Consider the following 24,528-nt stretch of genomic DNA (forward strand, 5'->3'; position numbering starts at 1 on the left):
GCCGGACATGGCTGAACGGCACTACTTGACGGCAGCGATGCGACGGAACTTTATGCTTCAGATGGTCGCGCGTCGATGACACTGAGAAAGCTGGGAGTTGGAACCGGATGGCAATTTGCGTCCCACAGCCGTTTGATTCCGGTCTCATCGGCGCACCCGTCTACCGGATCGAGATCGCGTCGGCGGACGAGATTGCGTCTCTCCGCGACCTTGTGCCGGAAGATGCGGCGCTGGTGTCGGTCCGCATCCCGGTGTCCTGGGGCATGCCGACCGCGAACTCGGGATTTCGCGAAATCGAGACGCTGGTTTCCCTCGAACGCCCCCTCGCACATGAGGACACGGACTTTCGGGCCGCCGCGATCCGGTTCTCGCGGCCGGGTGACGCGGACGCCTGCTCCGCGATTGCCAAGACCACGTTTGCCGCCGACCGCTACCATGCCGACCCGCTGGTCGCCGACAGCGTCGCGGCACGAATCAAGGCCGCCTGGGCCCGGAACGAGGTTACAGGACGCGCGGACAGAACCTTCATCTACGAGAAGGACGGCGCAATTCTCGGATTCAATGGCTGCCTCGTGCGGGACGGATTGATGATCGTCGACCTCATTGCGGTCGCGGACGGGCACCAGGGGAAAGGGATCGGCGCGCAATTGCTAAGAGCGGCATTCGCCTTTTATGCGGCTCGGCTCGGAAAAACCCTAATTGCGACACAGGCAGGCAACCACGGCGCCCTCGCGCTCTACCGAAAACTCGGCTATGTCGAGACGGCGCGCTCCCGGACGTTTCACTTCACGCCCGAACCTGTCGGCATCGCCTGACGCCGGCGGCGGTTAATCCAGGAAGCCGGGGTTCAGTTTCGCGTAGCTGACTCCCAGACGCCGCGGCCAGCGGGCCACCTCGCCCGACGGCGGGCGAACGTTCGGGTCATATGTGCCCGCAACCTCGGCGTACCGCTGTTGCAGCGCCGCGTCTTCCCATTCCGGATCCTCGAGGCGCTTCAGCATCTCCTCGGCACCCGCAAGCAGTTCCTCGGCCGAATTGCTCTCGACCGTGAGTCCCTTGGTCTCGAGTTCCTCGGCAAAGAGCACATGCTGAACGCCATGTTGCCATTGCTCCGAATAGCTGAGTTCGTGCCCGCTCTTGTCAAAGAAATGCTTGTAGAAGGTGACTTCCTGCGGAAGGAAGCTCCAGAAGGTTTGCGGATAGGCATTCGTGAAGAAAATCGGTTTGCCGAACCCCTGCAACAGCGACCACGGTCCGGAAAGGGTGCAGATGCCCATGCGGCAGAGCCCGCAGAGCCCGACATCCAGATAGTCATCATATTCCTCGTCGCGCATGACCTCGCGGTAGTTCGGCGAGCGGATCTCTAGTGCCGGACTTGCGGCATCCCCGATGCGCAACACGTTCAGGCCACGTTCGAGCAGGCGTTCGACGGCCGGCCTGTAGCTCTCGATCGGGCTGAACCGGAACGAGTGATAGCTCATCTCCGGTGCGAACCCGGCGTCGCGCACATGCATGACCGCGAACGGCGCCCGCGGGTCCAGTCCGCGCGCTTCGAGATAACGTTCGGTTCGCGCCCGGATCCCGTCGGGCAGGGTGAAGAAGACATGGCGCGCGCCGCCGGCGAGGAGGCGGGTATGGTATTCGGAGAATTTGAGGGTCGGCAGCAGCAGCAGGTCCGCTCCCTCCACCGACACCAGTCCCGCATCGATGAAGCCGAGAGTCGTGAGGATCAGGTCGTCGGTCTCGACGACCGTGAAATCCAGATCCATCACCTCGCGGAATGCCTTGTTCGCATAGTCAGCGAGCGGCGCCGTCACGATGATCATCCGGTCATAGCCCATCGCCTTCAGATGGGCGAGGCACCATGTCTCATGAGTCAGATGCCCGATACGCGCCACCTGCGCATTGACGTAGACGAGGGTTTTCGCACCCGGCCGGACATGCGGGCGGACCAGATCGAGCAGCCGCCTAAGATGATGCGCGAGCCGGTCCGGTTCCGTCAGTTCAGTCTTGAAGAGCTCGGTGCGATCCCGATGCATGAGGTCGTGCCTTTGTCTCTTGAATCAAGCACGTGACCATAACATCGCCAAACCGGCGAAGCGCCGATTTTTGTTACGCGGCAGCCTCCACCTTCGGATCGTAGTCGAGGTTCGAGGCGAGCCAGCGTTCGACCTCTTCGACCGTCACGCCTTTGCGCCTGGCATAGTCGGCGACCTGATCGCGACCGATCCGACCGAGTCCGAAATAGCGGGCCTCAGGATGCGCGAAATACAAGCCCGACACCGAGGAGGCCGGCCACATGGCACAGCTCTCGGTCAACGAGATCCCTGTCGCGGCTTCGGCATCCAGCAAACGGAAGAGTTCCGGCTTCTCCGTATGGTCCGGACAGGCCGGGTAGCCCGGAGCCGGCCGGATGCCGCGATATTCCTCGCCGATCAGCTGATCGTTGTCGAGAGTCTCGTCCGGCGCGTAGCCCCAGAACTCCTTGCGCACCCGCTCGTGCATGCGCTCGGCGAAGGCTTCCGCCAGACGGTCGCCGAGGACTTTCATCAGGATCGCGTCGTAATCGTCGTGCTTCGCCTCGAGGCGCTTCGCCCGTTCATCGATCTCGGCACCGGTCGTCACAGCGAAGCCGCCGAGATAATCCGGCACTCCGGATTCGAGCGGCGCCACGAAGTCTGATAGCGCCAGGTTCGCCCGGTCGGCGCGGCTGTGAATGCGCTGCTGGCGCAGGGTGTGAATGGTGCCGAGCGTGTCCTTCCGGCCCTCGTCGGTGAAGAGAGCGATGTCGTCGCCCACCGACGCCGCCGGCCAGAAGCCGATCACGGCGCGGGCACGGATCCACTTTTCGGCAAGCATGCTTTCCAGCATGCGCATGCCGTCGTCATAGAGCGGGCGGGCCGCCGCACCGACTTTCGGGTCGTCGAGGATATCCGGGAAGCGGCCATGGAGTTCCCAGGCCTGGAAGAAGGGTTTCCAGTCGATCCGGTCGGCCAGTTCGGAGAGGTCGTAATTATCGAACACTCTGGTACCGAGGAAAGACGGTTTCGGCGGCGTGTAGTTCTGCCAATCCAACGCTTCCCGGTTTTCCCGCGCCTCGGCCAGGGTCAGCCGCTTCGCGCCGCTGTTTCCACGGGCGTGATGGGCGCGAATCTTCTCGTATTCGTTCGCGACCTCGGCGGAGAAGTTCTTGCTGTTGCTGGCGGAAAAGAGATTGCCGGTGACGCCGACCGCGCGCGAGGCGTCGGTCACGTAGACCACGGGCCCGTCATAGTTCGGCGAAATCTTCACCGCCGTGTGCACCTTGCTGGTGGTCGCGCCGCCGATCATCAGCGGCAGGCCCATGCCTTCGCGCTTCATCTCGGAGGCGATGTAGCACATCTCCTCGAGACTAGGCGTGATCAGCCCGGAAAGACCGATGGCGTCCACGTTCTCCGTCTTCGCGACCTCGAGGATCTTCGCCGAAGGCACCATGACTCCGAGATCGATAACCTCGTAATTGTTGCACTGGAGCACGACGCCCACGATGTTCTTGCCGATATCGTGCACGTCGCCCTTCACGGTCGCGAGCAGGATCTTGCCGTTCGAGCGGGAGCTTCCATCCGCCTCCTGCTCCATGTACGGCAGCAGAATGGCAACGGCCTTTTTCATCACCCGGGCGCTCTTGACCACCTGCGGCAGGAACATCTTGCCGGCCCCGAACAGATCGCCGACGACATTCATTCCGGACATCAGCGGCCCTTCGATGACGTCGAGCGGCCGCCCCATGGAGAGGCGCGCCTCCTCGACATCCTGCTCGACGAAATCTGCGATGCCGTGAACCAGAGCATGGGACAGGCGGGCCGACACATCCTGCTCCCGCCAGCTGAGATCCGCTTCCTGTGCCTTCGCCTGACCGCGGAAATTCTCGGCAATTTCCAGCAGCCGCTCAGTCGCGTCATCGCGCCGGTTGAGGACGACATCCTCCGCCCGCTCGCGCAGCTCTTCGGGAATGTCCTCGTAGACCGGCAGCGCGCCCGCATTGACGATCGCCATGTCCATGCCGGCCTTGATCGCATGGAACAGGAAGACCGAATGGATTGCCTCGCGGACCGTGTTGTTGCCGCGGAAGGAGAAGGAAAGGTTGGAGAGGCCGCCGGAGACATGGGCGCCCGGCAGTTCCTTGCGGATGCGCCGCGCCGCCTCGATGAAATCCAGGCCGTAATTGTTGTGCTCCTCGATCCCCGTCGCCACCGCGAAGATGTTCGGGTCGAAGATGATGTCCTCGGGCGGGAATCCGACCTTCTCGACCAACAGGTCGTAGGAGCGCTTGCAGATCTCGAACTTGCGCTCCGCCGTGTCCGCCTGGCCTTCTTCGTCGAAAGCCATGACCACGACGGCGGCGCCATAGCGCCGCACCAGCCGGGCCTGCCGGAGGAACGGCTCCTCGCCTTCCTTCAGGCTGATGGAGTTCACCACCGACTTGCCCTGGACGCATTTCAGCCCGGCCTCGATCACCTCCCATTTGGAGCTGTCGATCATCACCGGCACCTTGCAGATATCCGGCTCGGAGGAGATCAGATTGAGGAAGCGGACCATCGCCTCCTTCGAATCCAGCATCGCCTCGTCCATGTTGATGTCGATGATCTGCGCACCGTTCTCGACCTGCTGGCGCGCGACCTCGAGCGCGGTTTCGTAGTCGCCCTCGAGGATCAGCCGCTTGAAACGCGCGGAGCCGGTGACATTGGTGCGCTCGCCGATATTGACGAAGCGGGCGGTGCTGTCGGTCGCGGTGCTCATGCCGGCACCTCGAACGGCTCGAGGCCGGACAGGCGCATTCGTCTCGGGGGCGCCGGTATGTCTCGCGGCGGGACATCCGCAACCGCCTCGGCGATGGCGCTGATATGGTCCGGCGTCGTGCCGCAGCAGCCACCGACGATATTGACCAGTCCGTCGCGTGCCCAGGCGCCGATCTCGCGCGCGGTCTCCTCCGGGGTCTCGTCATAACCGCCGAAAGCATTCGGCAGGCCGGCATTCGGATAGGCACTGGCCCTTGTCTCTGCGACACGGGAGAGCTCGGCAAGGAAGCCGCGCAGCTGTTTCGCCCCGAGGGCGCAATTGAGCCCGACGCTGACGGGATTGGCGTGCCGGACGGAATTCCAGAACGCTTCCGGCGTCTGGCCGGAGAGCGTGCGGCCAGAAAGATCGGTGATGGTGCCGGAGATCATCAGCGGCAGATGCAGGCCCGTCTCCTCGCCGAGTTCGTCGATGGCAAACAGCGCCGCCTTGGCATTCAGGGTGTCGAAGATGGTCTCGACCAGCAACAGATCCGCGCCGCCCTCGACGAGTCCGCGCGCGGCTTCCTTGTAGGCCGCAACCAGCGCGTCGAAGGTCACGTTGCGGGCAGCCGGATCGTTGACGTCCGGCGAGATCGAGGCCGTCCGGTTGGTCGGGCCGAGCGCACCGGCGACGAAACAGACACGCCCGGGATTTTCTTCTTCCACCCTGTCTGCTGCACGCCGCGCGAGTCGCGCCCCCTCGACATTGATCTCGGCGACCAGGTCCTCTGCCGCGTAATCCGCCTGGGCGATCGAGGTGGCGCTGAAGGTATTGGTCTCGACGATGTCGGCGCCGGCCTCGAAATAGGCGCGGTGGATTTCCTCGACGATGTCCGGACGCGTCAGGTTGAGAATGTCGTTGTTGCCGCGCAGATCGTGACCATGCTGCTTCAGACGTTCGCCACGATAGCCGGCCTCGTCCAGATCATAGCCTTGGATCATTGTGCCCATGGCACCGTCCATCACCAGGATGCGTTCGCCGAGCAGCAGATCGAAGGCAGCCCTGCGCTGTTCGCGTGTCATGTCAGTTTCTCCGTTGAATGACCGCCGCCGCGGATCCGAGGCTCGTCTTGATGACGCGCCGGAGATCGCGCGGAGAGGAAGAGGGAAGAAATGCAAGCCGGCCGCCAAGCAGCGGGTTCTCGCAAAGCGCCCGCACGGTCGCCGCGTCGGCAGCCGGGCCGAGGGCTATCGTACCGTTCCAGAACGGGAGAACGTGCTCCAGCAGGTCGGGCGCTGTTTCCGGAAGATCACCCGGATTGACACCGAGCGCCGCGACACGCGCGGTGGCGGCGACCACTGCGGCCCCGGACAGTTCGTCATACAATCGTTCGCGGTCGACCTGGCCCGGCGCCATCGCGGGGCGCAGCAAGAGCAGCAGCGGCACCGCGCGTTTCGCCTCGCTCATCCCCCAGCGCGCACCGTTCAGCGCCGCGGCGAGCTGGGCTGGACGCGCGGGGAGATCGAGCAGAACCGCATCGACTCCGCCGGCGACCTGCGCCGAAACAAGGCAGCGCGCTGCCGAACCGAGTTCGTCTTCCGTCATGTAGCCGGTAACCGGAACGCGCGACGGCAGACGCACATCGCCGATGACATGCACCCGGTGCGCCGCCTCGTCCGCCACCGTGCGGGCCAGTTCGGCGCCGAGATAGCTGACGGCGAAGGCCTCGTCGAACATGCGGAAATTGCGCAACAGTTGCGGCGCCGCATTGCCGGAATTGGTGAAGATGATCTCCGCCCCCGCCTTCACGAAACGGCGGTGCACCTTCATGACAAGCTTTGGCCGGTCGATGTTGAGCGCTTCCACGCAGCCGTCCTGGCCGACCCAGCGCGCAAGCTGGGCTGCCGGAGCGGGTGCGGCGTGGGGAATGCGCTCTCCGCCTCCGCTCATGCCGCCTCCGAGACGTCCGGACGGATCCCGAGAAGGTGGCAGACGGCATAGGTCAGCGAGGGCACATTGAGGGTATAGAAATGGAAGTCGGTGACGCCTTCGGACATCAACTGGTGGCAGAGGTCGGCGGCCGTGCTGGCGGCGACCAGTTCTCGGGTTTCCGGATCCTCATCCAGCCCCTCGAAACGGGCATGCAGCCAATCGGGAACCGTCGCGCCGCAGGCCTTGCTGAAATTCACCGTCTTGCCGAAATTCGTGATCGGCATGATCCCAGGAACGATCGGCACGTCGATCCCGGCCGCGGCGACCTTGTCGCGGAAGCGCAGGAACAGCTCGGCATCGAAGAAGTACTGCGTGATCGCGCGCGCCGCGCCGTTGCCGATCTTCGCCTTGAGATTCTCGATGTCGGCGCGCTCGGAGGGCGAGTCCGGATGCGCTTCCGGATAGGCCGCGACGGAGATGTCGAAATCGCCGATCTTGCGGAGCCCTTCGACCAGCGCGGCGGCATTCGCGTAACCGCCCGGATGCGGTGAGTATTCGCCGCTTCCCTTCGGCGGATCGCCGCGCAGCGCGACGAGATGCGTGATGCCCTCGCCAAGCCAGCCGCGCGCGATGTCATCGATCTCCGCCTTCTCGGCGCCGACACAGGTCAGGTGCGCGGCCGGCACCATGCGGCCGTCCTGCTTCAGGGTCTTCACGATCTTCAGCGTACGCTCGCGGGTCGTGCCACCGGCGCCATAGGTCACCGAGGCAAAGGCCGGACGCAGTGGCGCCAGCTTCTCGACCGTATTCCAGAGTCGCGCTTCCGCTTTCTCGCTGGTCGGCGGGAAAAATTCGAAACTGACGGACAGATCCTCGGTCATCAGAGTGCCTCCGCAACGAGATCATTGGCGACTTCGATCCGGCACCGGCCGGTCCAGATGCAGACGGTGAGCGTGCCGCCATCGATCCGCTCGACATCCTGGAGTTCAAGTCCGGCCTTCATGAAGAGACGCTCGACGTCGGCGTCCGAGAAACCGAGCCAGCGATGGGCATGGCGCTCGCGCATGTCGGTAAGATCGTGAGTCGCGAAATCGACCACGACGAGCCGGCCGCCCGGGCGCAGCACCCGCGCCGCCTCGCGCACCATCTCGCCCGGATTGTCCGCGTAATGCATCAGCATGTTCGCCGTCACCGCATCGAAGCGGTGGGCGGGAAACGGCAGGCGGTACATGTCACCGTGCCGGACCTGGCAGTTCCGGAGCGTGTCCTGGTCAAGATAGCTGCGGGCGATCGCCAGCATCTCGCGCGAATTGTCGACACCGACGGCGGAGCGCACCTCATCCCCGACCAGCCGGAGCACACGGCCGGTCCCCGTGCCGATATCCAGCAGATCGCGGACCGGGGCACTCAGGATCCTGCGCTTCAGCCGCTCGTCGACATTGTCGTCATCGATATGCTCGCCGCGCAGGTCGTCCCAGTGCTTCGCGTTGCGGCGGAAATACTCCTCCGCCACCTGGGCCCGCCGCACCTTGATTTCTTCAAGGCGTTCCAGATCGACGGCGATGACGTCGTCATCGTCGGGGGTGAGGTCGACCAGGATGCGGGCCAGATCGGAGACCTCGCTGTCCTCGGCGAGGCGATAGAAGGCGCGGCTGCCCTCCTGATGCCGGTCGAGCAGGCCGGCCTCGACCATGAGTTTGAGATGACGGGACACCCGAGGCTGACTCTGCCCCAGGACCTGAACCAGTTCGGTCACAGAGAGCTCTGCATGGGCGCACAGAATCAGGATGCGCAGCCGTGTCGGCTCGGAGACGGCCCGAAGGCCCTGCAGCAATGTTTCCATGGCCCAACCACACAATCACATAAACATGTCTTTATGTTTTTATGTGTTGACCTGCCGAGAATCAAGCACATTGTGCAGCGCATGGACCAGATGCCGCCAGTTCAGTCAGGAAATCGTGAGTCTTGGCCACGACAGGCCTGATGAGGCGCGATGCTTGAGTTCGGCAGGGGCTTTGATATACAACGCGGTCATTGGCAGAGAACGGGCTCCTTCAGCAAGCCGCCAACCCGTCTCAAGGGGTCGACACATGCATTTCGAGTTCATCGAATCGGCTGGAATGATCGCGCTGTTCTTCGCGGCGGTCGCGGCGGTGTTCTGGATTATCGTGACCATATTGATCCATCGCGTTGGCAAAGGCGAAGCAAGCGAGGAGCTTGCGCAATACGAGCAAGAGCTCGAGGATGATGTCGACGCGATCATCCAACGTCAGAAAGAGCAGAGCGGCCTTCACCAGCATCCGCCGATCACGTCGTAGAATTCGGCAGAACGAGGCACCTGCAGCAGGGTGTCCGAGATTTAAGGCCGATTTTCCAAACCCCTAGCTCTTCAGGTGCGCGAAGCCCATTCGCATTGAGTTCGAGGCGGGACTGCAAGGCGGCAGGTTGCGAAGCTCTGCGCCAGCGGCCCAGGTCCTTCGCCGACCCCGCACGTGACCGCGCGGCGCGGGAGATCCGGAATCCCGGTGTATTTGCAGGGGGCGGCTGATCCGCAGCCGGGACGATCTGCAGACGATCAGGCAGAACCCGAACCTGCCCTTGTTCCCGAGGGATCCAGACGAAATCGCGGAAATGAGAACTGTTAACGGGCGACCAAGCGGCACATTAGGGAAGTTTTCATCAAATCTGATTATAATCAGAACTTCCCATCAGGTCTCATCGTATGCAGTTCTTGTGAGCTAGACAGTGATCCGCCTCAAACATCTCCTCATCATCGCGTTCATAGTCCTGTCTGCAGCTCCTTTATTCTTTGGACTGCAGTATCTAAACGGGCAATTCGGCCAGTACTCGCGCCAATTGTTCTCCGAGAACCTCGCCGCGCTCTCCCAGATTGCCAAACAGCGGCTCCTGACCGCCGTCGACCGGATGAAGGACACGACGGCCCTCGTCGCGAGCCGCACCCAGCTGCGGCGCAATCTGGCCGAATGGAACCGGACAGCCGATGCAAAACATGCCATGGACATCACCCGCATCATCCTCGATGCGAAACAGGGCCTCGGCCACCTGAAGGAAATCTCCATCCACGACCAGTCCGGCAGGCTGATTGCATCCACTTCGCCTGAACCGGTGACCAGGAAACTTGCCTCCGGCCAGGCTTCGAGTACACGTATCGATCTCGTCCTTGAAAAAGACGAAGTCATTGCCGCGAGCGTGGCCCCGCTCGTGTTCGAAGATCAACTCGCCGGTCATGTGCGCCTGACCTTCTCCACCGATTTTATCGCCGAACTGATTCGTCAGCGCACCGGCCTCGGCGAGACCGGCGAATGGCTGTTCGCCGTGCGTCACGAGAGCGGGGACGCCCTGTTCGCCGTTCCCTTGAAGTACGATCACAAGGCGGCCTTCCAGCGCCGGGTCTCCAAAGACAGGGTCGACGTCCCGATCACCCAGGCCATGCTGGGCAACGAGCTCCTCATGGATCATGCCCCGGATTACCTGGAACGCCCCGTGCTCGCTTCGACGCGCTACCTTCCGGAACTCGACTGGGGACTCGTCGCAAAGATCAACGAGGCCGAGGTCGATGCGTTGGTCAGCCGGAACGAGAAGCTGATCTACATCGCCGAATTCTTCATCGTGCTGCTGGCAATCCTCGCCGGAATTGGCCTGTCTTTCTTCATCGCCAAGCCGATCGAGAACCTGCGCGCGCACACCGCGAGGGTGGCGCGCGGTGAACTGGAACAGCCACCCAATGCCGGCGGATGGCGCGAAGTCAAGGAACTGACCCAGCATTTCTCCGTCATGATCGCCGCCCTGAAGGACTTCAACGAAACCCTGCAAAGCAGGGTCGACGAACGGACCCGGGAACTCGACGAAGCAAATCGGAAACTGACCGAACTGGCGACGCAGGATCCGCTTACGGGCCTCTATAACCGGCGTTACCTCGAAACGTGCCTCGATCGGGAGATCGACCGGGCACGCCGCTACGAGCACCCCCTGTCGATCGCCATCATGGATATCGACCATTTCAAGATCGTCAACGACACCCACGGACACGGCGTCGGAGACGAGGTGCTGCAGAAGATAGCCGCGTTCCTCGGATCCGAACTGCGGGCCTCCGATATCGTCGCGCGCGTGGGCGGCGAGGAATTCTGCCTGGTTCTGCCGGAATCGCCCGAAACCATCGCGCACGCGCTCCTCGAAAGATTGCGCCTCGGCATTTCGGAGATCGCGTTCGAAGCGGATGGCCAGACGTTCTCCATCACCTGCAGCTTCGGACTGGCGGCGCTCGACGAGACGTCGGACGATGCCGATCTGCTCCAGAAGCATGCGGATTTCGCGCTCTACGAGTCGAAAAAGAACGGCCGGAACCGGATCACCTCGTTCACGCCACGATAGGGAGGCGCCTGAGCCGGGAGAGGATCCGGACACCGCATCCGTCCATACATCCCCGCTTGGGGCTGGCGGGTGATCTCTTGCTGGGACCATCCAAGGGAGACACGCAGGGCCTGCCGGATGCCTTGCGCCAGCGCCGGAAGACTGACTTTCTGAAGCATCTTCATTCCAAGCCTGGAGACATGGAATCATGCAACTCGGCACTTTCTCAGTCAGTCTTTCGGTTAAGGATCTGGCACGTTCCGTGGCGTTCTACGAAGCGCTCGGATTTCGGCGTTCTGGCGGCGATGGCGATCAGGGATGGGCGATCATGCGCAACGGAAACTGCGTTATCGGCCTGTTCCAGGGGATGTTCGAAGGCAACCTTCTCACCTTCAATCCGGGATGGGACGCTGATGCAAATGCACTCGAAGACTTCACCGACATCCGGGATATCCAGAGACAGCTGAAGAACCGGGGAATTGTTCTTGCGAATGAAGCCGACGAGGATACGACCGGGCCGGCAAGTTGCCAGCTTGAAGATCCCGACGGAAACCGGATCTTGATAGACCAGCACGTCTGAGATCGCCCTTCCCTCCCACGCCCGTCCTGCGCTAAACCATCCCCCAGTTTTTTCGGCGGGATTCCGCCGCGTGCCGCACCGCCAACCGGGACATATCCACGTGCAGGACTTTCTCGACAACGACCCGACCATCAGCACGGCGAAATACGCCGCGATCCTAGGGCTGACGCCGTCCAAGGGCGCACGCTCGCCGCTGCTCTGGAACGCCGCTTTCAAGGCCGGCGAAATCGATGCGGCGATGGTGCCGATGGACGTAACGCCGGAGAACCTCGCGGGGCTCGTCGCGGCGCTGAAGGCCGACAAGCGCTATGTCGGCGGCGCGGTCGCGGTGCCGCACAAGCAGGAAATCGCCAAGCTGCTTGACCGGCTGGAGCCGGAGGCGGAACGGATCGGTGCGGTGAATGCGATCTACCGCGACGGAGACGCTCTCGTCGGCGCCAACACGGATGGCGCGGGCGCGCTTTCGCAGATAGCCGACGCGCTGCCGGATCTCGGTGGGCGGAAGGCGGTGCTGATCGGGCTCGGCGGCGCCGGGATCGCGGTCGCGGCCTATCTCGCGGGGGCGGTGAAAGAGCTGGTTGTCGCCAACCGCACCGAAACGAAGGCCAAGGAGGCGGCGATCCGGCTCGGCGACAACGTTTCTTCCGCCCCCCTGCCGCTGACGGGCGAGCTGCTATCCGATTGCGGCGTTCTGGTGAACTGCACGACCGCGGGCTACCAGGACGGCCCGGCAGGCACGCCGCTCGGCGCCGAGGCCGACACGCTGCTGGATGCACTTCCATCCGACGCGCTGGTCTATGACATCATCTACCAGCCGCTGGAGACCGAACTGCTTTCCAGGGCGGCGCAGCGCGGGCTGAAGACGCGGAACGGGCTCGGCATGAATCTCGACCAGGCGGTGATCGCCTTCCAAAAGGCCAATCCCGGCGCGCTGAGCATCGACCGGGTGCGCGACGCCATGCGGAACGCGGGGTAAGCGGTGCGATGAAGATCCGGCCTCTCGGCGAACACGAGCATCCCTTCGAGCATGGCGTGATCCTGCTCGGCGACCATGCGGACACGGTCGAGGCGGAAACCTGGCCGATCCATCTCGACGCGATCCGGCACGAGGAGCTGGACGCTGTCGCCGCCGATTTCGATATCGTCATTCCGGCGGACCATCTGACCAAGGCGCCGCTGCTGAAGGCGGGCACCCGCGCTGCCTATCTGGTGCACGATCTCGACGCGCTGGAACGGCTCCGGGCGCTGGAGGAAACGGGCGAGATCAAGGGCCCGATCCTGTTCGCGCCGACTCCGGTCGCACGGCTGGAGCTGCACCGCCTCGCACGGCCGACCCTGAAGGCGGCACGGCCGATCCCGCACGGCAAGGTGCTCGAAGACGCGGATATTGCCGAGGAGAAAGGCGGGCCGGGAATCTGCGCCAGCCTGAAGGACAACGTGATTGGCAAGAAGGCGCTCTACGATCTCGGCGCGGGTGCAGCCCTCGATTTCGGGGTCGTGGACGAGGACGATTGGAGGAAGCCATGATCAGCGTCGTACTCCGGGCGAAGAACGAGGCCGCCTGGATCGGCCGCTGCCTGACCGCGCTGAAGCACCAGCGGGTGAAGGATATCGACGTCATCCTGGTCGACAACGACTCGACCGACGACACGCTGCCGATCGCCGAGGCCTACGGCGTGAACATCAAATATATCAGCCGCGAGGAGTTCTCCTACGGACGGGCGCTGAATATCGGCATCGCCGCGGCGAAATACGACACGGTCGCGCTGATCTCCTCGCATTGCGTGCCGGTGGACGAGCTCTGGGCCGACTATCTGCTCGCCCATCTCGGCCCGAACGGCGACCCGAAGCTCTGTGGCATCTACGGCCGCCAGGAGCCGCTGCCCGACACCAGCGCGGTCGACCGGCGCGACCTCTGGACAACCTTCCGCGACGAGCGGGTGCGCCAGCGCCGCGACTATTTCTTCCACAACGCCAACTCCGGCATCCGCAAATCGATCTGGGACCTGCATCCGTTCGACGAGGAGATCCGCGGCGTCGAGGACCGGGAATGGGGCAAGCGCATGATCGCGCTCGGCCACGAGATCCTCTACGAGCCGGGCCTCCGGGTCTATCACCATCACGGCATCCATCAGGGCCGCGACGAAGGCCGCGCCAAGCGCGTCGCCGAGGTTATCGACTATATCCGGACGAGTGCGCCATGAACGAGACGCTGATCATCATCCCGGTCTATTCCGGCGCCAGTTCGACGCCGCGGATCGTGCAACCGCTCGACGGGACGTCCAGTCTGGTGCGCACCATCGAGGCGGCGCTCGAGGATCTGCCGGACGCCCGCATCGTGCTGACCGCGGACGACGACGCCGTGAAGGCACAGGCCGCGCCCTATGCGGACAGGATCACCATCCACGACCGCCGGGCGGAGTCCTACCTCGATGCGCTGGTGGAGGTGCTGGACGCCTTCCCGGCGCAACAGATCGTGGTGATCGAGCCGACCCACCCGTTCCGTCCGCGCGGACTGATCCGGCGCACGGCTGAGAATCTCGCCGCCCGCGAACATCTCGACAGCGTGGTCTGCGTGCGCCAGTTCGACGCCAGCCTCTGGCGCCTCGATCCGGACAAGACGATCCAGGCCCTCGGCCCGGGCGGCGACCGGCGCAATTCGACCTATTTCCAGGAAGTCGTCGGTCTCGCGCTGGCCACCCGTCCGGAGCTGATCCGCGAAGGCCGCCGTCTCGGCGACGCGGTCGGCTTCGAGGTGGTCGACCAGTTCTGGGCCCTTGTCGATATCCGCGACGACATGAGCCTCGCCATGGCCGAGATGGTCGCGGACCGTTTCACCGAGTTCAGGAATTCCATCGCATGAGCAAGTCTGACCGCGTCCTCGCCATCCTGCCCGCCCGTGGCGGCTCCAAGGGCCTGCCGGGCAAGAATGTAAAGCCGATCGGCGGCAAGCCGCTGATCGCCCATTCCGTCGAGCATGCGCTGGCCTCCGGGGTCTGCGACCGGGTGCTGGTCACCACCGACAGCGAGGAGATCCGCGACGCGGCCGTCGCAGCCGGGGCCTGGTGCCCGTTCCTGCGCGAGGGCTCGCTTGCCGAAGACCTGACCCCGACCGAGCCGGTACTGAAGGACGCGCTGGAGCGGGCGGAAGAACTGGACGGCCCGTTCGGCATCGTCGTATTCCTGCAGCCGACGGATATCTTCCGCAAGCCGGAATGGATCGCGGACTGCGTCAATCGGCTGAAGGCCGACGACAGCCTCGAAACCGTCTTCGTCGCCAACAAGACGCACAAGAATTTCTGGTCCCGCAACGAGGCCGGCGAGTGGGAGCGGGTGTTCGACTGGATGGCGATCTACGGCCCGCGCCAGACCCGCAAGCCTCTGTTCCGTGAGGATACCGGCCTTGCCTCGGCGATCCGCGCCGACCTGATCCGGGCCGGCAAACGCACCGGCATGAAGGTCGACATCCTGGAGATCGACGATTTCGCTTCCGGCATCGACATCCACGACGCCTTCGACCTCTACATGGCCGAGAAGGCGCTGGAATATTTCGCGAGACATGGCGGGCGCTGAACCCCCGGTTGCGATCGGTCCTTCCTGAAAGGACCGGCCTCCTCTACCATCCGGTCATGGCCGAGGATCCCGGGAACGAAATCGATATCCTGCGCGACGCCGTCGGCTCCGGCGACTGGGATACCGCGCTTCCGATCCTGCGGCGCAAGGCGTTGGACGCAGCCGACACGGCCCTGCACTGGTCCAACCTCGCCGCCGCACAGCGCGCGGCAGGACAGGAATCCTGCGCCGCCCTCAAGCGGGCCATCGCTCTCGATCCGGATGTCCCGGCCTATCTGAACGATCTGGGCGCCGGTGACAGCTCAGGGACCACAGCGGCAGAGCGGCTGCTCGTGCTCGATCCGCTGCACGGCCCGGCCGCGCTGATGAGCGCGCTCCGGGCGTTCGGCGACGAGCAGCGAAGACGCGGGTTCCGGATCCTGCGGCGGCTCCGGCTCTCGGAACCGGGCAGTCTCGAGGCGACCTTCATTCTCGGTCAGTTTCTCGATCTCGCCGGACGCACCGAGGCAGCCATCCGGCTCTACCGGGCCGCGCTCTGCATCGCTCCCGAGGACCCGATGGGCGTGCGCCGCGATCTTGCGCGTCACGGCATCGCTCCGGTCCAGGAAGCCTACAGCAGCACTTATGTCAAAAGAGTGTTCGACGGCTATGCGAAGAATTTCGACGCCCACCTGACCGGGCGGCTGAAATATTCGGCCCCCGAGACGCTTCGGCTTCTCGGGCTCGCCTGCGGCATCCTGTCGGAAGAGCACCAGGCCCCGCGCGCCGTCGATCTCGGCTGCGGAACCGGCCTCGCGGGCGCCGCGTTCCGATCTTACTGCACGGAGTTGACGGGGATCGACATGTCTCCGGAAATGCTACGCGTTGCCGAAGAAAAGCAGATCTATCACCGGCTCGTCGAGGACGACGCCGTCGCCGCACTGGCGCGGGAAGACATGCCGTACGACGTCGCCATCGCAGCCGACGTCAGTTCGTATATCGGCGACCTGGAGCCCTTTTTCCGCGCGGTGAGCGCCCGCCTGCACCCCGGTGGGGGACTCCTTATGACCGCGCACGAACCGGTCGACCCGGGCGGGGATGGCATCGGGATTGGCCTCGACGGTGCCCATAGCCACAGCCTCGACTATCTGGAACGCTGCGCCGGGAACGCGGGACTGGCGCTCGTAGAGATGCGCCGCGGATCCATGCGCGAGGAGGGCGGAGAGCCTCTTGCGACACTCTTCCTGGCTCTCGTGAAGCGCCGTTGATACGGATTTCGCCCCCCCTGCAGCACCCGGGGGCCGTGTTCGTGGGCGGCATTCTCCGGACCGTCTGCTCGACGGCCGCACTCCGGCCTGAATAGGACCCGACAGACCGCCGCCGGCACCCCGACAGCCATGTTCCCTTGGACAGACAGTGGGGAAACCGCGTTCGAAAACGGCCATCCGGACAGACACCGGAGTCGAATTATGGCGACGCGAGATAAGCCGGCTCAATTTGCGCCGCCCCTTCAGACCAGAGGAAGACTTCGGATGATCTGGCGCTCTGACTCTGTTCTTCTTGCTTGATCGCGCACCGAAATTATATTCGATTCAGAAACGATATATGACGTAAATCCTGCTTTCCCAAGAAACCTATTGATTTCGTCTTTATGTGGATTCTCGATCGGCCCAACGGAATATTCCCAGAGAATGCCATCCACGGCACCTTCCTTCAAGATTTCCTTTCCGCCCGACAAGACATCCAGTTCCCTCCCCTCGACATCTATTTTTATCCAAGCTGAAGTATTTCTTGGATATTTTTTGTATAATTTCGTTAGTATTTCATCCAGCGTATAGACTTCTATCTCAAGCACATTGGAATCGGAACTGGTTTCCGGAGATTTTACAACGTGATGCCCCATGCTTGTGTTGGTACGCAGGAAACCGACACCGGAATGTGCACCGACCGCCTTCGGAAAACACGAAACACGCCGATTACTTACGTTACACGCGCAATTCTCGAGAAGAACCGCAAAATTATCCGGCGCCGGCTCGAAGGCAAAACAATTCAACTTCGATTTGTGATACGCTAGAAATACTGAATACAGACCAAAATGCGCCCCAATATCGAGAAATATTCCATCTTCCGGTATTAGTTTCATCAACATTGAACGCTCAACGGATTCGAAACCACCACGATGATATTCATCATACGCAAGACGGCGAATACTTTGGTCTTTCAGGAATTTTTTGGGTATTTTCAGCGTAATATCAGATTGCTTGTACCCCAAACTGTTCAGTGGGAGGTAAAGATCATCCCCCTTGAACAATCTCGCAGGCAGCCTGATCAGCTCGTCCTTATCCTGCATTCCCGGGAGCGCCTCTTGTGATTTGGCGTTTTCCAACAATTTTTTCGGAAACCTTTGTCAATGTGGATCGCATATTCACGATAATGTCGTCCCAAGGCTCTCGCGGATCCCTGAACAGGACGCGAATTGATGGAATCCATGGAATATGCGGCGTCCCGAGTTGCTGCCATAGGCTCTTGGACTCGGCGCTCCTGAAGACCCATGTGGGCGTCCCGATCGTCCCTCCCATGAAGGCCGTGGAAATAAGCGGTGTTACGATGGCATCCAGCGCACCGCATAGATCGATCACATCGGACAAGTCGTCCTTGAGGTCCAGGTCCGGGAACGTGACCACATCAATTCCACGCTTGGCGGCTTCTCTGCGGAGTTCTTCCAGTTCTTCCGGCTCATAGACGTATTGAAGGTTAACGGCGATCGCGTTCTCCGGGAGGCTATGCGCCAGCTCGAGCGGGCTGAGATATTGTAGCTTCCGTTGCCTGTTCAGAGTCTGGCTTCGCCAAGCAACTCCGATGCAAACACGCTCATTGCGCCCCAAACGATCGAGTTTACGTCTCCATTCTTCCACCCGCTCATGGTCCGGCTGGATCCAACCATAGCCACTGACATGAGGTTTGAGCGCAAGAGCCCACCGCTCCCGGATGAGCGCCCGTAGTTTCGGGCAGAACATACTCGGAAGATGGCCGATCGGCACCTTGTAGAGAATATCCGTCTCATAGAGGCGCGGAAGGACCGGTGTGGTACGCGGCAAGAACTCTATATCCGGAAAAGACCTCTGAAACGCCGGCAGCAGGCGGTAGTCGCATTCGACAACGATCTGCCCCGGCGCAACCTCTTCCGCATATTTTAGGAACCAAGAGAACATCAGCTCGTCGCCCATGCCCTGTTCCATATAGATCAGGGCCTTTTTTCCCAGCGGGAGCTTCTGGAGCATCCATTCCCGCTGAGGGAATGACCGCTTTGCAGACGGAAAGTTCTTTTGCGCCCAGCGAACCCGATAATTCTCGAATCCTTGTTCAATCGCGCCGAGGGTCAGCTGATTGAATGCGACGCCCATTCTGGCGATCGCATCGGTCGGTGCGATTCTGAGCTGTTGCAGACCGGCCTCCAGTGCGCCGGCCACATCGCCCAGACCGCGGCAGGCCATTGCGAGATTTGTATATCCCGATTGCAGCCTTGGATCTGCGGCGATGGCGCTTTTCGAGAAACGCACACCGTCCTGCGACTCAAGCATGATCGACTTCGAAACCGAGTAAGCGCTGAGCGCTTTCGCATAGTCTGGAGCCAAGATTATCGCACGTTTCAGAAATGGCTCCGCGAGCTCCGCGAAAGATCGCTCGTTCAAGTGTGATCCGGCATTGTAGAGAAGCGGGGGACTCGCACGGAACCTGTCCGCCGCCCGCCATACATATAGATCCGAAACCGAATGATCATTGAGCATTTTGAGGACGATGACGGCGTCATTTGCCGTCGCCTCTTCGATATTTGGAGTGACGATCGCCGCCCTTGCCCAGCGCGATACATAATCTCGAGAATATTCTTCGAACTCCGAGTCATGCGGGAGGATTGCGGCGATACCGGCCGGGTCGTCCGGTCGCCACAGCAACGCCAGACGAGCTCCGCGGAACGCATCTTCCGCCGCGGGCCATTCCCGCATGAATGCTGCCGTATAGCTGAGGCATTTCCCGTCGGTCTGGCGGATGAGGTCCGGGCTATTCAGCGCGCACGCCAAGCTCTCCGCCAGTTGACTATTGATAAGCCAACGTATCACGGCCAACGCGAGCCAGCGGATCTGGAAGATCCGTTCACCCGCCAGCGGAAAGATCAGGCTTGTGGCGTCTTGTCCGTCAGCATCGATTCTGGACCGCAACAGCCCTTTCAAGACGTCAGCCGCAGCACTCGACCGGTCGTGAATTTCCGAATCCCAGCAAACCCATGCAACGGCACTCGCAATGAAGCCCCTGCACGCGAATGCCCAGGCGGCAGTCATATGAAGCCCGGCGTATTTCTGCCAGTCTCCGGGCTCTTCGGCGTGCAACAAATCGACGATATCTTGCGGACGCTGGAGCCGGTGCAGGCATCCTACCGCACGGTATAGGGCATCCCGCGAATGCCGCTCGCCTTTCTGAATGACATCCCGATAGCGTTTCGCCGCTCCGTCAAACTCTCCCAGCAGCTCCAGGGTCAATGCGTAACGATAAGTGATCCCCTCATTGAATGATCTCTCAAGTATTTCAGCTCGCTTGAAGAACGTTGCTGCAATACCGACTTGCTCATTCCGGATCAAATGCTGCCCCCCGGCATCCCAATGATTGGCATCATCCGGAGAAGTCAAAGTGGCAAGGATGCTTTTCTCTTCGATAAGCGCCACAAGCCCGACGGTGTGTTCTATCGCGGTTTTCTGTTCCATTTTCGGATTATCTAAGGCCTGCGGGCAGATGTAGCGAGAGTTCCTTTTTTACACGTTGGATCAATTCGCTCCAATCGCTATCGATGCGAAACAGACGCATCGATTCATACCACAAGCTGTCCGCGCCATGGACGAGCCACCTCCAGTCCGGGTGATGACCGATCAGGATCCACGTTGGCTTTCCAATCGCGGCCGCAAGATGGGCGAGGCTTGTATCGACGGAGATGACCAGATCGATTTCACCCAGCGCTTCAGCCACGCCGGCAAAGTCAGCATGCTCGCCGCATAACGGTGTGATGGCCGCAAGGTCGGGATCCTTTTCCGCCGCCAAGTCGAACGGCAGGCCGGTGAATTCCACATGCTCGAATTCGCGGACAAGCTCCGCCATCAGGTAGGCCGGGCAAGAGCGGACCGCGTCCCTGGAATTATCCGGGTTTCCTTTCCATGCGATTGCGATCTTGAAGGGCGACCGCTCGGTTTCCCGTTCGCTCTGGCGCTTTGGAGGAGAAAGATAGGGTTGCCTCAGCGGGATGCTTTCTGGCGTCGTCGAGAACAACCGCGGCAGACTCATGGCCATGACCGCATAATCAAACCGGGTCTTGTCCTGGTTGGTCACAACCTCATCGATTTCCGGCAGCCAGCTCGCCAGTCTCTGGATTTCGGGGCGGGTAAGAAAAATGACATAGGCGCCCCGTTCTTTTAGGAGCCGGCAATACCGCATGAAATGAATATGGTCGCCGAAACCCTGTTCTCCGACGACAAGAACGCGCTTTCCGTCGATATCGCCACTTCCGTCCCAAACACGATCGTGTCCCAATGTCTGGATGAGGGTCTCACGACCCTCGCGAAGATCGTAGAGGGCCCAACCTTCTTGCCACTTTCCCAGTCGCAGTTTGGTCACGCCAAGAGCGACCGAATGCCCGCGCATTGAGGGTTCTACAATAGTCGCACGCTCGAACCATTTCTCGGCCGAGCGGTAGTCCCCCAGGGACGAGAACGCGCGCGCGCAACCTGCTGCCGCCCGCGGAAAATCGGGACGATAAACCGACAGTTTGGAGAGGCATAACAGTGCGCGATCCGGAACGAGCTTTTCGTTGTACACTCTTCCGAGTCCGGCCAGGGCGCGATTCGACCACGGTTTCCGTTTCAGGGCCTCTTGGAAAAGCAGTTTCGCGACGCCCAGCCGCCTTTGCGCAAGAAGCGCATCCCCGGTGCTGATGAGAACCTTCAGACTGAGAGAGGCGATCGAAGGCGACGCCTGCGACGATTCAGGCGTCGGCACGATCAAGCGGTCGGCTTTTTCCGACATCGGCTTAAATTTCTACTTCGTCTCTCAGGGCTCTCGCATCGCTTGACTCAGGCTCGCGCTCAGCGGGGTCACGACGTATTCGAACAACGTTCGTTCGCCGACAGAAATCAATGCCGAGACGGTCATACCGGCCGATAGCTGTGCATTCGGGATATTTGTCTTCAACGATACCGGGTCGATCGCAATCCTTGCCTCGAAGAATTCTCCCCCTCTCCCTGAGTTCGGAACAGAATCCAGTGAAACCGACGTCAGGGTCCCCTCAATGGGGGGCGTGATGCGCGGATTGAATGCTGCCAGCTGAAGCTGAACGGGTGCTCCGATCAGGATTGCATCAATATCTTTCGGCTTGACCTTCGCCGTCACGATCAACTCGTCCTCGGTCGGGATAATGGTCATCAGGGGCTCGCCGGACCGCACAACGCCATCAACAGTGTGGGTTTTCAAGTCAATAACCTGACCGCTGCGCGGCGCCCGGATCTGGATCCGCTCCCTGCGGTCCTTCCAAATACTTTCCTGCTCGCGAATATCGGCGAGTTGCAGGGCGTTGTTTCGCAACCGGGCGGAAATCTGCGACTGATGCTCGTTTTCGAGCGCGGAGCGGCGCAGTTCCTGCTCATTGATCGATTGCCTATACTGGGCAACCGTGGTCTCCAGCTGTGCGGCAAGGCCCTTGAGCTGCTCCTTGGCGCGCTCAAGCGCGAGCACTCGCGGCTTCCGTTCGAGCCCCTTATCGTAAAGGGTCATCACGCCAGCCAGCTCTTCTTCAACGATTTCGATCTGCTTACGCGTCGACACCAGCCGTTCGTTGGCGCCGTCGATCTGCGTTATGTACTGGGCGATTCGTTCGGAAATCAGCTGTTTCTGGTCATTCGTCGCAGTGCGCTGTTTCGAGAAAACGGATTCTTCCCGCCTGATCAGATCCGCGATTTCGGGATCATCGCTGCGGCTCAGAAGACGTTCCGGAAACTCAATCGAAGACAGCCCGTCACGCTCGGCTTCGAGCCGTGCCTTTTCTGCAAGAAGAGAAAACAGCTTGTTTTCGAGTTGCGCGAATTGCGCATCGGTTGTTAGCGGGTCCAGGCGGAGCAGCACATCGCCCTTTTGGACCCGTTGCCCTTCTTGGACCAGTATCTCCTTGACGATCCCGCCTTCGAAATGCTGAACGACCTGGGCCTCGCTAACCACTTGAAGCTTGCCGGGCGCGCGAACGGCGCTCGCGAGGGGCGCGACCACACTCCATCCGCCGAACAGGATGAAGAAAAGAAACAGCATGCCCCACCCAAAAAGCGCGGATTTTCTCCAGGGGGCTTGGGACAACAGGTTTTCGTCGGTGGTCGCGCTCGAAGCTTCCCGCTTTGCGATTGGCAGCCTCTTCGAGAAGATCGGGTTGTCGAGCGTCGCCGGGAGTGTCTCTGACATTCTTGCGATTACTCCGTTTACTTCTCTGCGACAGCCTTGATGGCGGCCTTTTCGATTTTCTGTTGACCACTGACACCGCCGATCAGCGGCATAACCTCGTCTCGGTCGGAGAACTTCTGAACCATACCATTTCTGAGAACCAGGATCTTATCCACGATCTGGAGAATGTTCGGGCGGTGCAGAATAACAACAACTGTCGTGCCGCGAGATTTCAGAACCTCGATCGAATCCCGAAGCGCGTTGTCGCCCTCTGTATCCAGGTTTGCGTTTGGCTCGTCGAGAATGACCAGTTTCGGATCGCCCAACAGAGCGCGCGCCAGGCCGACGCGCTGCCGTTGGCCACCCGAGAGCAGACGGCCATTGTAACCGACTTCGGTGTCGTAACCGTTCTCCATCTGCAGGATCATTTTGTGAAGCCCGGCCATTTCCGCGGCTTGAATCACCTGCTCGTTGGTAATGGTCTCGTCGAAGCGGCTGATGTTTGACCGGATAGTCCCATCGAACAGGAGCACATGTTGCGGCAGATAGCCGACATGCCGGCCCCGGTCGTCGCTTGGCCAGCGATATACATCCGCTCCGTCAAGGCGCACGACCCCCGCCGTCGGACTGTCGATGCCTGCAAGGAGTCTGGCAAGAGTCGTTTTCCCTGCCGCCGACGGGCCAATGATCGCAACGGACTCCCCCGGCTCGAGCGCAAAGGAGACCCGAGAGAGAATGGGTCGCTTCATGTCCGGGATCTGGAAATGCACATTCTCGACGGAGAGTTCGCCTTTCGGCTCCAGCGGAAAGACGCTGTCTTCAGGCTTGCTCTTCACACCGGACAACAAACCGGACAGATACCGATACTTCTGGACAGCATCCGAGACCTGGGCCCAGGAGCTGACAACAGCTTCAAGCGGCATCAGGGCGCGGGAAACGAGAATGACCGAGGCCATCATGGCACCACGCGACATGCCGCTCGTCGGATCGACAATCTGCACCGCCGCGACGGTCATGACCGCCATCATCGCGCCCATCCGGACCATTTTGATGAAAGCCTGGATGATCCCGGAGGCCTGGCTTGCGTCACCCTGCAATTTGAGGGCGAGTTCGTTGTACATCATCCAGGAATTCGCCAAGGTCTTTCGCATTCCCATCGCTTCGACGATGTCGGCATTCTCGATCGCCGAGCGGCTGATCGACCGCGAACGACCCGCAGCGGCAGTGGCTCTTGTCAGCCTCTTGTCAGAGATCGAGCGATTCAACAGCGCGAGACCGACGAGAATCACGCCGCACATCGTGGCCGTCAGACCGATGCCGAAATTCAGCAGAAACAGGACACCCATGAAGATCGGGATAAACGGGAGATCCATGAGCATGAACATGGACGAGCCGCTCAGGAACGACCGCAACCCATGCAGTTGATCGAGCGCATCACTCCCGCCTTTGCCCCGTGCCAGCGCGCCGGTCACGGATTTCTCGAACAAGCGTGGCGAGACCTGTTTGTCGATCCATTGGCTGACATTCGTGAACAGGTAGGTACGCGCGATATCGACGAGCGCCTGGACAAGAAGGGCGCAAAAGGCCATGAGGGCCAGAAATGTGAGCGTCGACATGTTCCCGGTGCCGAGCACCCGGTCGAAGAGAGAGAACATGTAGAGCGGCATTGTCAGGATGAGCAAGTTCACGACGAAACTGAACACGCCCGCAGTAACAAACGCGCTGCGGCATGCCTCGAAAATCGGCCGCAACGGGTCCTCTAGCTTCTGACTCGTATCTACCGGCGTTTTTTGTTTCGCCATGAAGGTCTTGTCCGTACTAATCGATTTATCACTGGTGAATCGCAGAACAACGCGATGCTATCTTGAATG

21 protein-coding genes are annotated in these 24,528 nt (G+C 61.4%); 10 read left to right on the forward strand and 11 right to left on the reverse strand.

Annotation, left to right across the window (positions count from 1 at the left end; all coding sequences use genetic code 11):
• Positions 1-107 precede the first annotated feature (107 nt).
• Entirely contained in the window at positions 108-815 is a 708-nt protein-coding gene (locus ACOOE1_RS12265; RefSeq protein ID WP_420402480.1) for a GNAT family N-acetyltransferase, read from the forward strand.
• Between the two features lie 12 nt (positions 816-827).
• On the opposite strand, the gene ACOOE1_RS12270 is transcribed toward ACOOE1_RS12265, so the two are convergent.
• The 6 genes from ACOOE1_RS12270 to ACOOE1_RS12295 form a co-directional block, all read right to left on the reverse strand.
• Positions 828-2,039, reverse strand: a complete 1,212-nt coding sequence (locus tag ACOOE1_RS12270) for a TIGR04372 family glycosyltransferase (RefSeq protein ID WP_420402481.1) — start codon at positions 2,037-2,039, stop codon at positions 828-830.
• A 73-nt stretch (positions 2,040-2,112) separates the two neighbouring features.
• Positions 2,113-4,779 carry a methionine synthase gene (metH, locus tag ACOOE1_RS12275; RefSeq protein WP_420402482.1) on the reverse strand — a complete coding sequence of 889 codons (2,667 nt, stop codon included), beginning with the start codon at positions 4,777-4,779 and terminating at the stop codon, positions 2,113-2,115.
• Positions 4,776-5,840, reverse strand: coding sequence for a homocysteine S-methyltransferase family protein (locus ACOOE1_RS12280; protein WP_420402483.1), 1,065 nt, complete (start codon positions 5,838-5,840; stop codon positions 4,776-4,778). Before ACOOE1_RS12280 ends, metH begins: the two co-directional genes overlap by 4 nt.
• Before the next feature lies 1 nt (position 5,841).
• Positions 5,842-6,708, reverse strand: a complete 867-nt coding sequence (locus tag ACOOE1_RS12285; RefSeq protein WP_420402484.1) for a homocysteine S-methyltransferase family protein — start codon at positions 6,706-6,708, stop codon at positions 5,842-5,844.
• Positions 6,705-7,571 carry a methylenetetrahydrofolate reductase [NAD(P)H] gene (gene metF, locus ACOOE1_RS12290; RefSeq protein WP_420402485.1) on the reverse strand — a complete coding sequence of 289 codons (867 nt, stop codon included), beginning with the start codon at positions 7,569-7,571 and terminating at the stop codon, positions 6,705-6,707. The genes ACOOE1_RS12285 and metF overlap by 4 nt, the downstream gene beginning before the upstream one ends.
• Positions 7,571-8,533, reverse strand: a complete 963-nt coding sequence (locus tag ACOOE1_RS12295; protein ID WP_420402486.1) for an ArsR/SmtB family transcription factor — start codon at positions 8,531-8,533, stop codon at positions 7,571-7,573. The genes metF and ACOOE1_RS12295 overlap by 1 nt, the downstream gene beginning before the upstream one ends.
• 247 nt (positions 8,534-8,780) lie before the next feature.
• On the opposite strand from ACOOE1_RS12295, the gene ACOOE1_RS12300 reads away from it, so the two are divergent.
• The 9 genes from ACOOE1_RS12300 to ACOOE1_RS12340 all read left to right on the forward strand — a co-directional run bounded on the left by ACOOE1_RS12300 (position 8,781) and on the right by ACOOE1_RS12340 (position 16,461).
• On the forward strand, positions 8,781-9,008 hold the full coding sequence (locus tag ACOOE1_RS12300) for a hypothetical protein (protein WP_420402487.1): 228 nt from the start codon (positions 8,781-8,783) through the stop codon (positions 9,006-9,008).
• A gap of 427 nt (positions 9,009-9,435) precedes the next feature.
• Entirely contained in the window at positions 9,436-11,082 is a 1,647-nt protein-coding gene (locus tag ACOOE1_RS12305; protein ID WP_420402488.1) for a diguanylate cyclase, read from the forward strand.
• A gap of 187 nt (positions 11,083-11,269) precedes the next feature.
• Entirely contained in the window at positions 11,270-11,641 is a 372-nt protein-coding gene (locus ACOOE1_RS12310; protein WP_420402489.1) for a VOC family protein, read from the forward strand.
• A gap of 70 nt (positions 11,642-11,711) precedes the next feature.
• Positions 11,712-12,617 (forward strand): shikimate dehydrogenase family protein, encoded by a 906-nt coding sequence (locus ACOOE1_RS12315; protein ID WP_420402490.1) that lies wholly within the window; start codon positions 11,712-11,714, stop codon positions 12,615-12,617.
• An 8-nt stretch (positions 12,618-12,625) separates the two neighbouring features.
• Positions 12,626-13,168: an SAF domain-containing protein gene (locus tag ACOOE1_RS12320; RefSeq protein WP_420402491.1), complete on the forward strand. Its 543-nt coding sequence runs from the start codon at positions 12,626-12,628 to the stop codon at positions 13,166-13,168.
• Complete coding sequence (locus ACOOE1_RS12325) at positions 13,165-13,845, forward strand: glycosyltransferase family 2 protein (RefSeq protein ID WP_420402492.1); 681 nt, start codon at positions 13,165-13,167, stop codon at positions 13,843-13,845. The genes ACOOE1_RS12320 and ACOOE1_RS12325 overlap by 4 nt, the downstream gene beginning before the upstream one ends.
• On the forward strand, positions 13,842-14,504 hold the full coding sequence (locus tag ACOOE1_RS12330) for a hypothetical protein (RefSeq protein ID WP_420402493.1): 663 nt from the start codon (positions 13,842-13,844) through the stop codon (positions 14,502-14,504). Before ACOOE1_RS12325 ends, ACOOE1_RS12330 begins: the two co-directional genes overlap by 4 nt.
• Positions 14,501-15,214: a cytidylyltransferase domain-containing protein gene (locus ACOOE1_RS12335; protein WP_420402494.1), complete on the forward strand. Its 714-nt coding sequence runs from the start codon at positions 14,501-14,503 to the stop codon at positions 15,212-15,214. Before ACOOE1_RS12330 ends, ACOOE1_RS12335 begins: the two co-directional genes overlap by 4 nt.
• A 56-nt stretch (positions 15,215-15,270) precedes the next feature.
• The gene (locus tag ACOOE1_RS12340) at positions 15,271-16,461 is read left to right on the forward strand and encodes a methyltransferase (protein ID WP_420402495.1); all 1,191 of its coding nucleotides are present in this window, start codon (positions 15,271-15,273) and stop codon (positions 16,459-16,461) included.
• 242 nt (positions 16,462-16,703) lie between these two features.
• Here the strand turns inward: ACOOE1_RS12340 and ACOOE1_RS12345 are convergent, their stop codons facing one another.
• From ACOOE1_RS12345 to ACOOE1_RS12365, 5 genes are read right to left on the reverse strand one after another with little or no spacing between them, the layout of a single operon-like run.
• Positions 16,704-17,543: an FkbM family methyltransferase gene (locus tag ACOOE1_RS12345; RefSeq protein ID WP_420402496.1), complete on the reverse strand. Its 840-nt coding sequence runs from the start codon at positions 17,541-17,543 to the stop codon at positions 16,704-16,706.
• Positions 17,533-19,950 carry a hypothetical protein gene (locus ACOOE1_RS12350; RefSeq protein WP_420402497.1) on the reverse strand — a complete coding sequence of 806 codons (2,418 nt, stop codon included), beginning with the start codon at positions 19,948-19,950 and terminating at the stop codon, positions 17,533-17,535. The genes ACOOE1_RS12345 and ACOOE1_RS12350 overlap by 11 nt, the downstream gene beginning before the upstream one ends.
• A gap of 7 nt (positions 19,951-19,957) precedes the next feature.
• Positions 19,958-21,259 (reverse strand): glycosyltransferase family 9 protein, encoded by a 1,302-nt coding sequence (locus tag ACOOE1_RS12355; protein ID WP_420402498.1) that lies wholly within the window; start codon positions 21,257-21,259, stop codon positions 19,958-19,960.
• Positions 21,260-21,283: 24 nt separating this feature from the next.
• The gene (locus ACOOE1_RS12360; RefSeq protein WP_420402499.1) at positions 21,284-22,678 is read right to left on the reverse strand and encodes an HlyD family type I secretion periplasmic adaptor subunit; all 1,395 of its coding nucleotides are present in this window, start codon (positions 22,676-22,678) and stop codon (positions 21,284-21,286) included.
• Positions 22,679-22,695: 17 nt separating this feature from the next.
• Positions 22,696-24,459 carry a type I secretion system permease/ATPase gene (locus tag ACOOE1_RS12365; protein ID WP_420402500.1) on the reverse strand — a complete coding sequence of 588 codons (1,764 nt, stop codon included), beginning with the start codon at positions 24,457-24,459 and terminating at the stop codon, positions 22,696-22,698.
• Positions 24,460-24,528: the final 69 nt, after the last annotated feature.

The sequence above is a fragment of the Nisaea sp. genome (genome assembly GCF_965216895.1).
Classification (GTDB): Bacteria; Pseudomonadota; Alphaproteobacteria; order Thalassobaculales; family Thalassobaculaceae; genus Nisaea.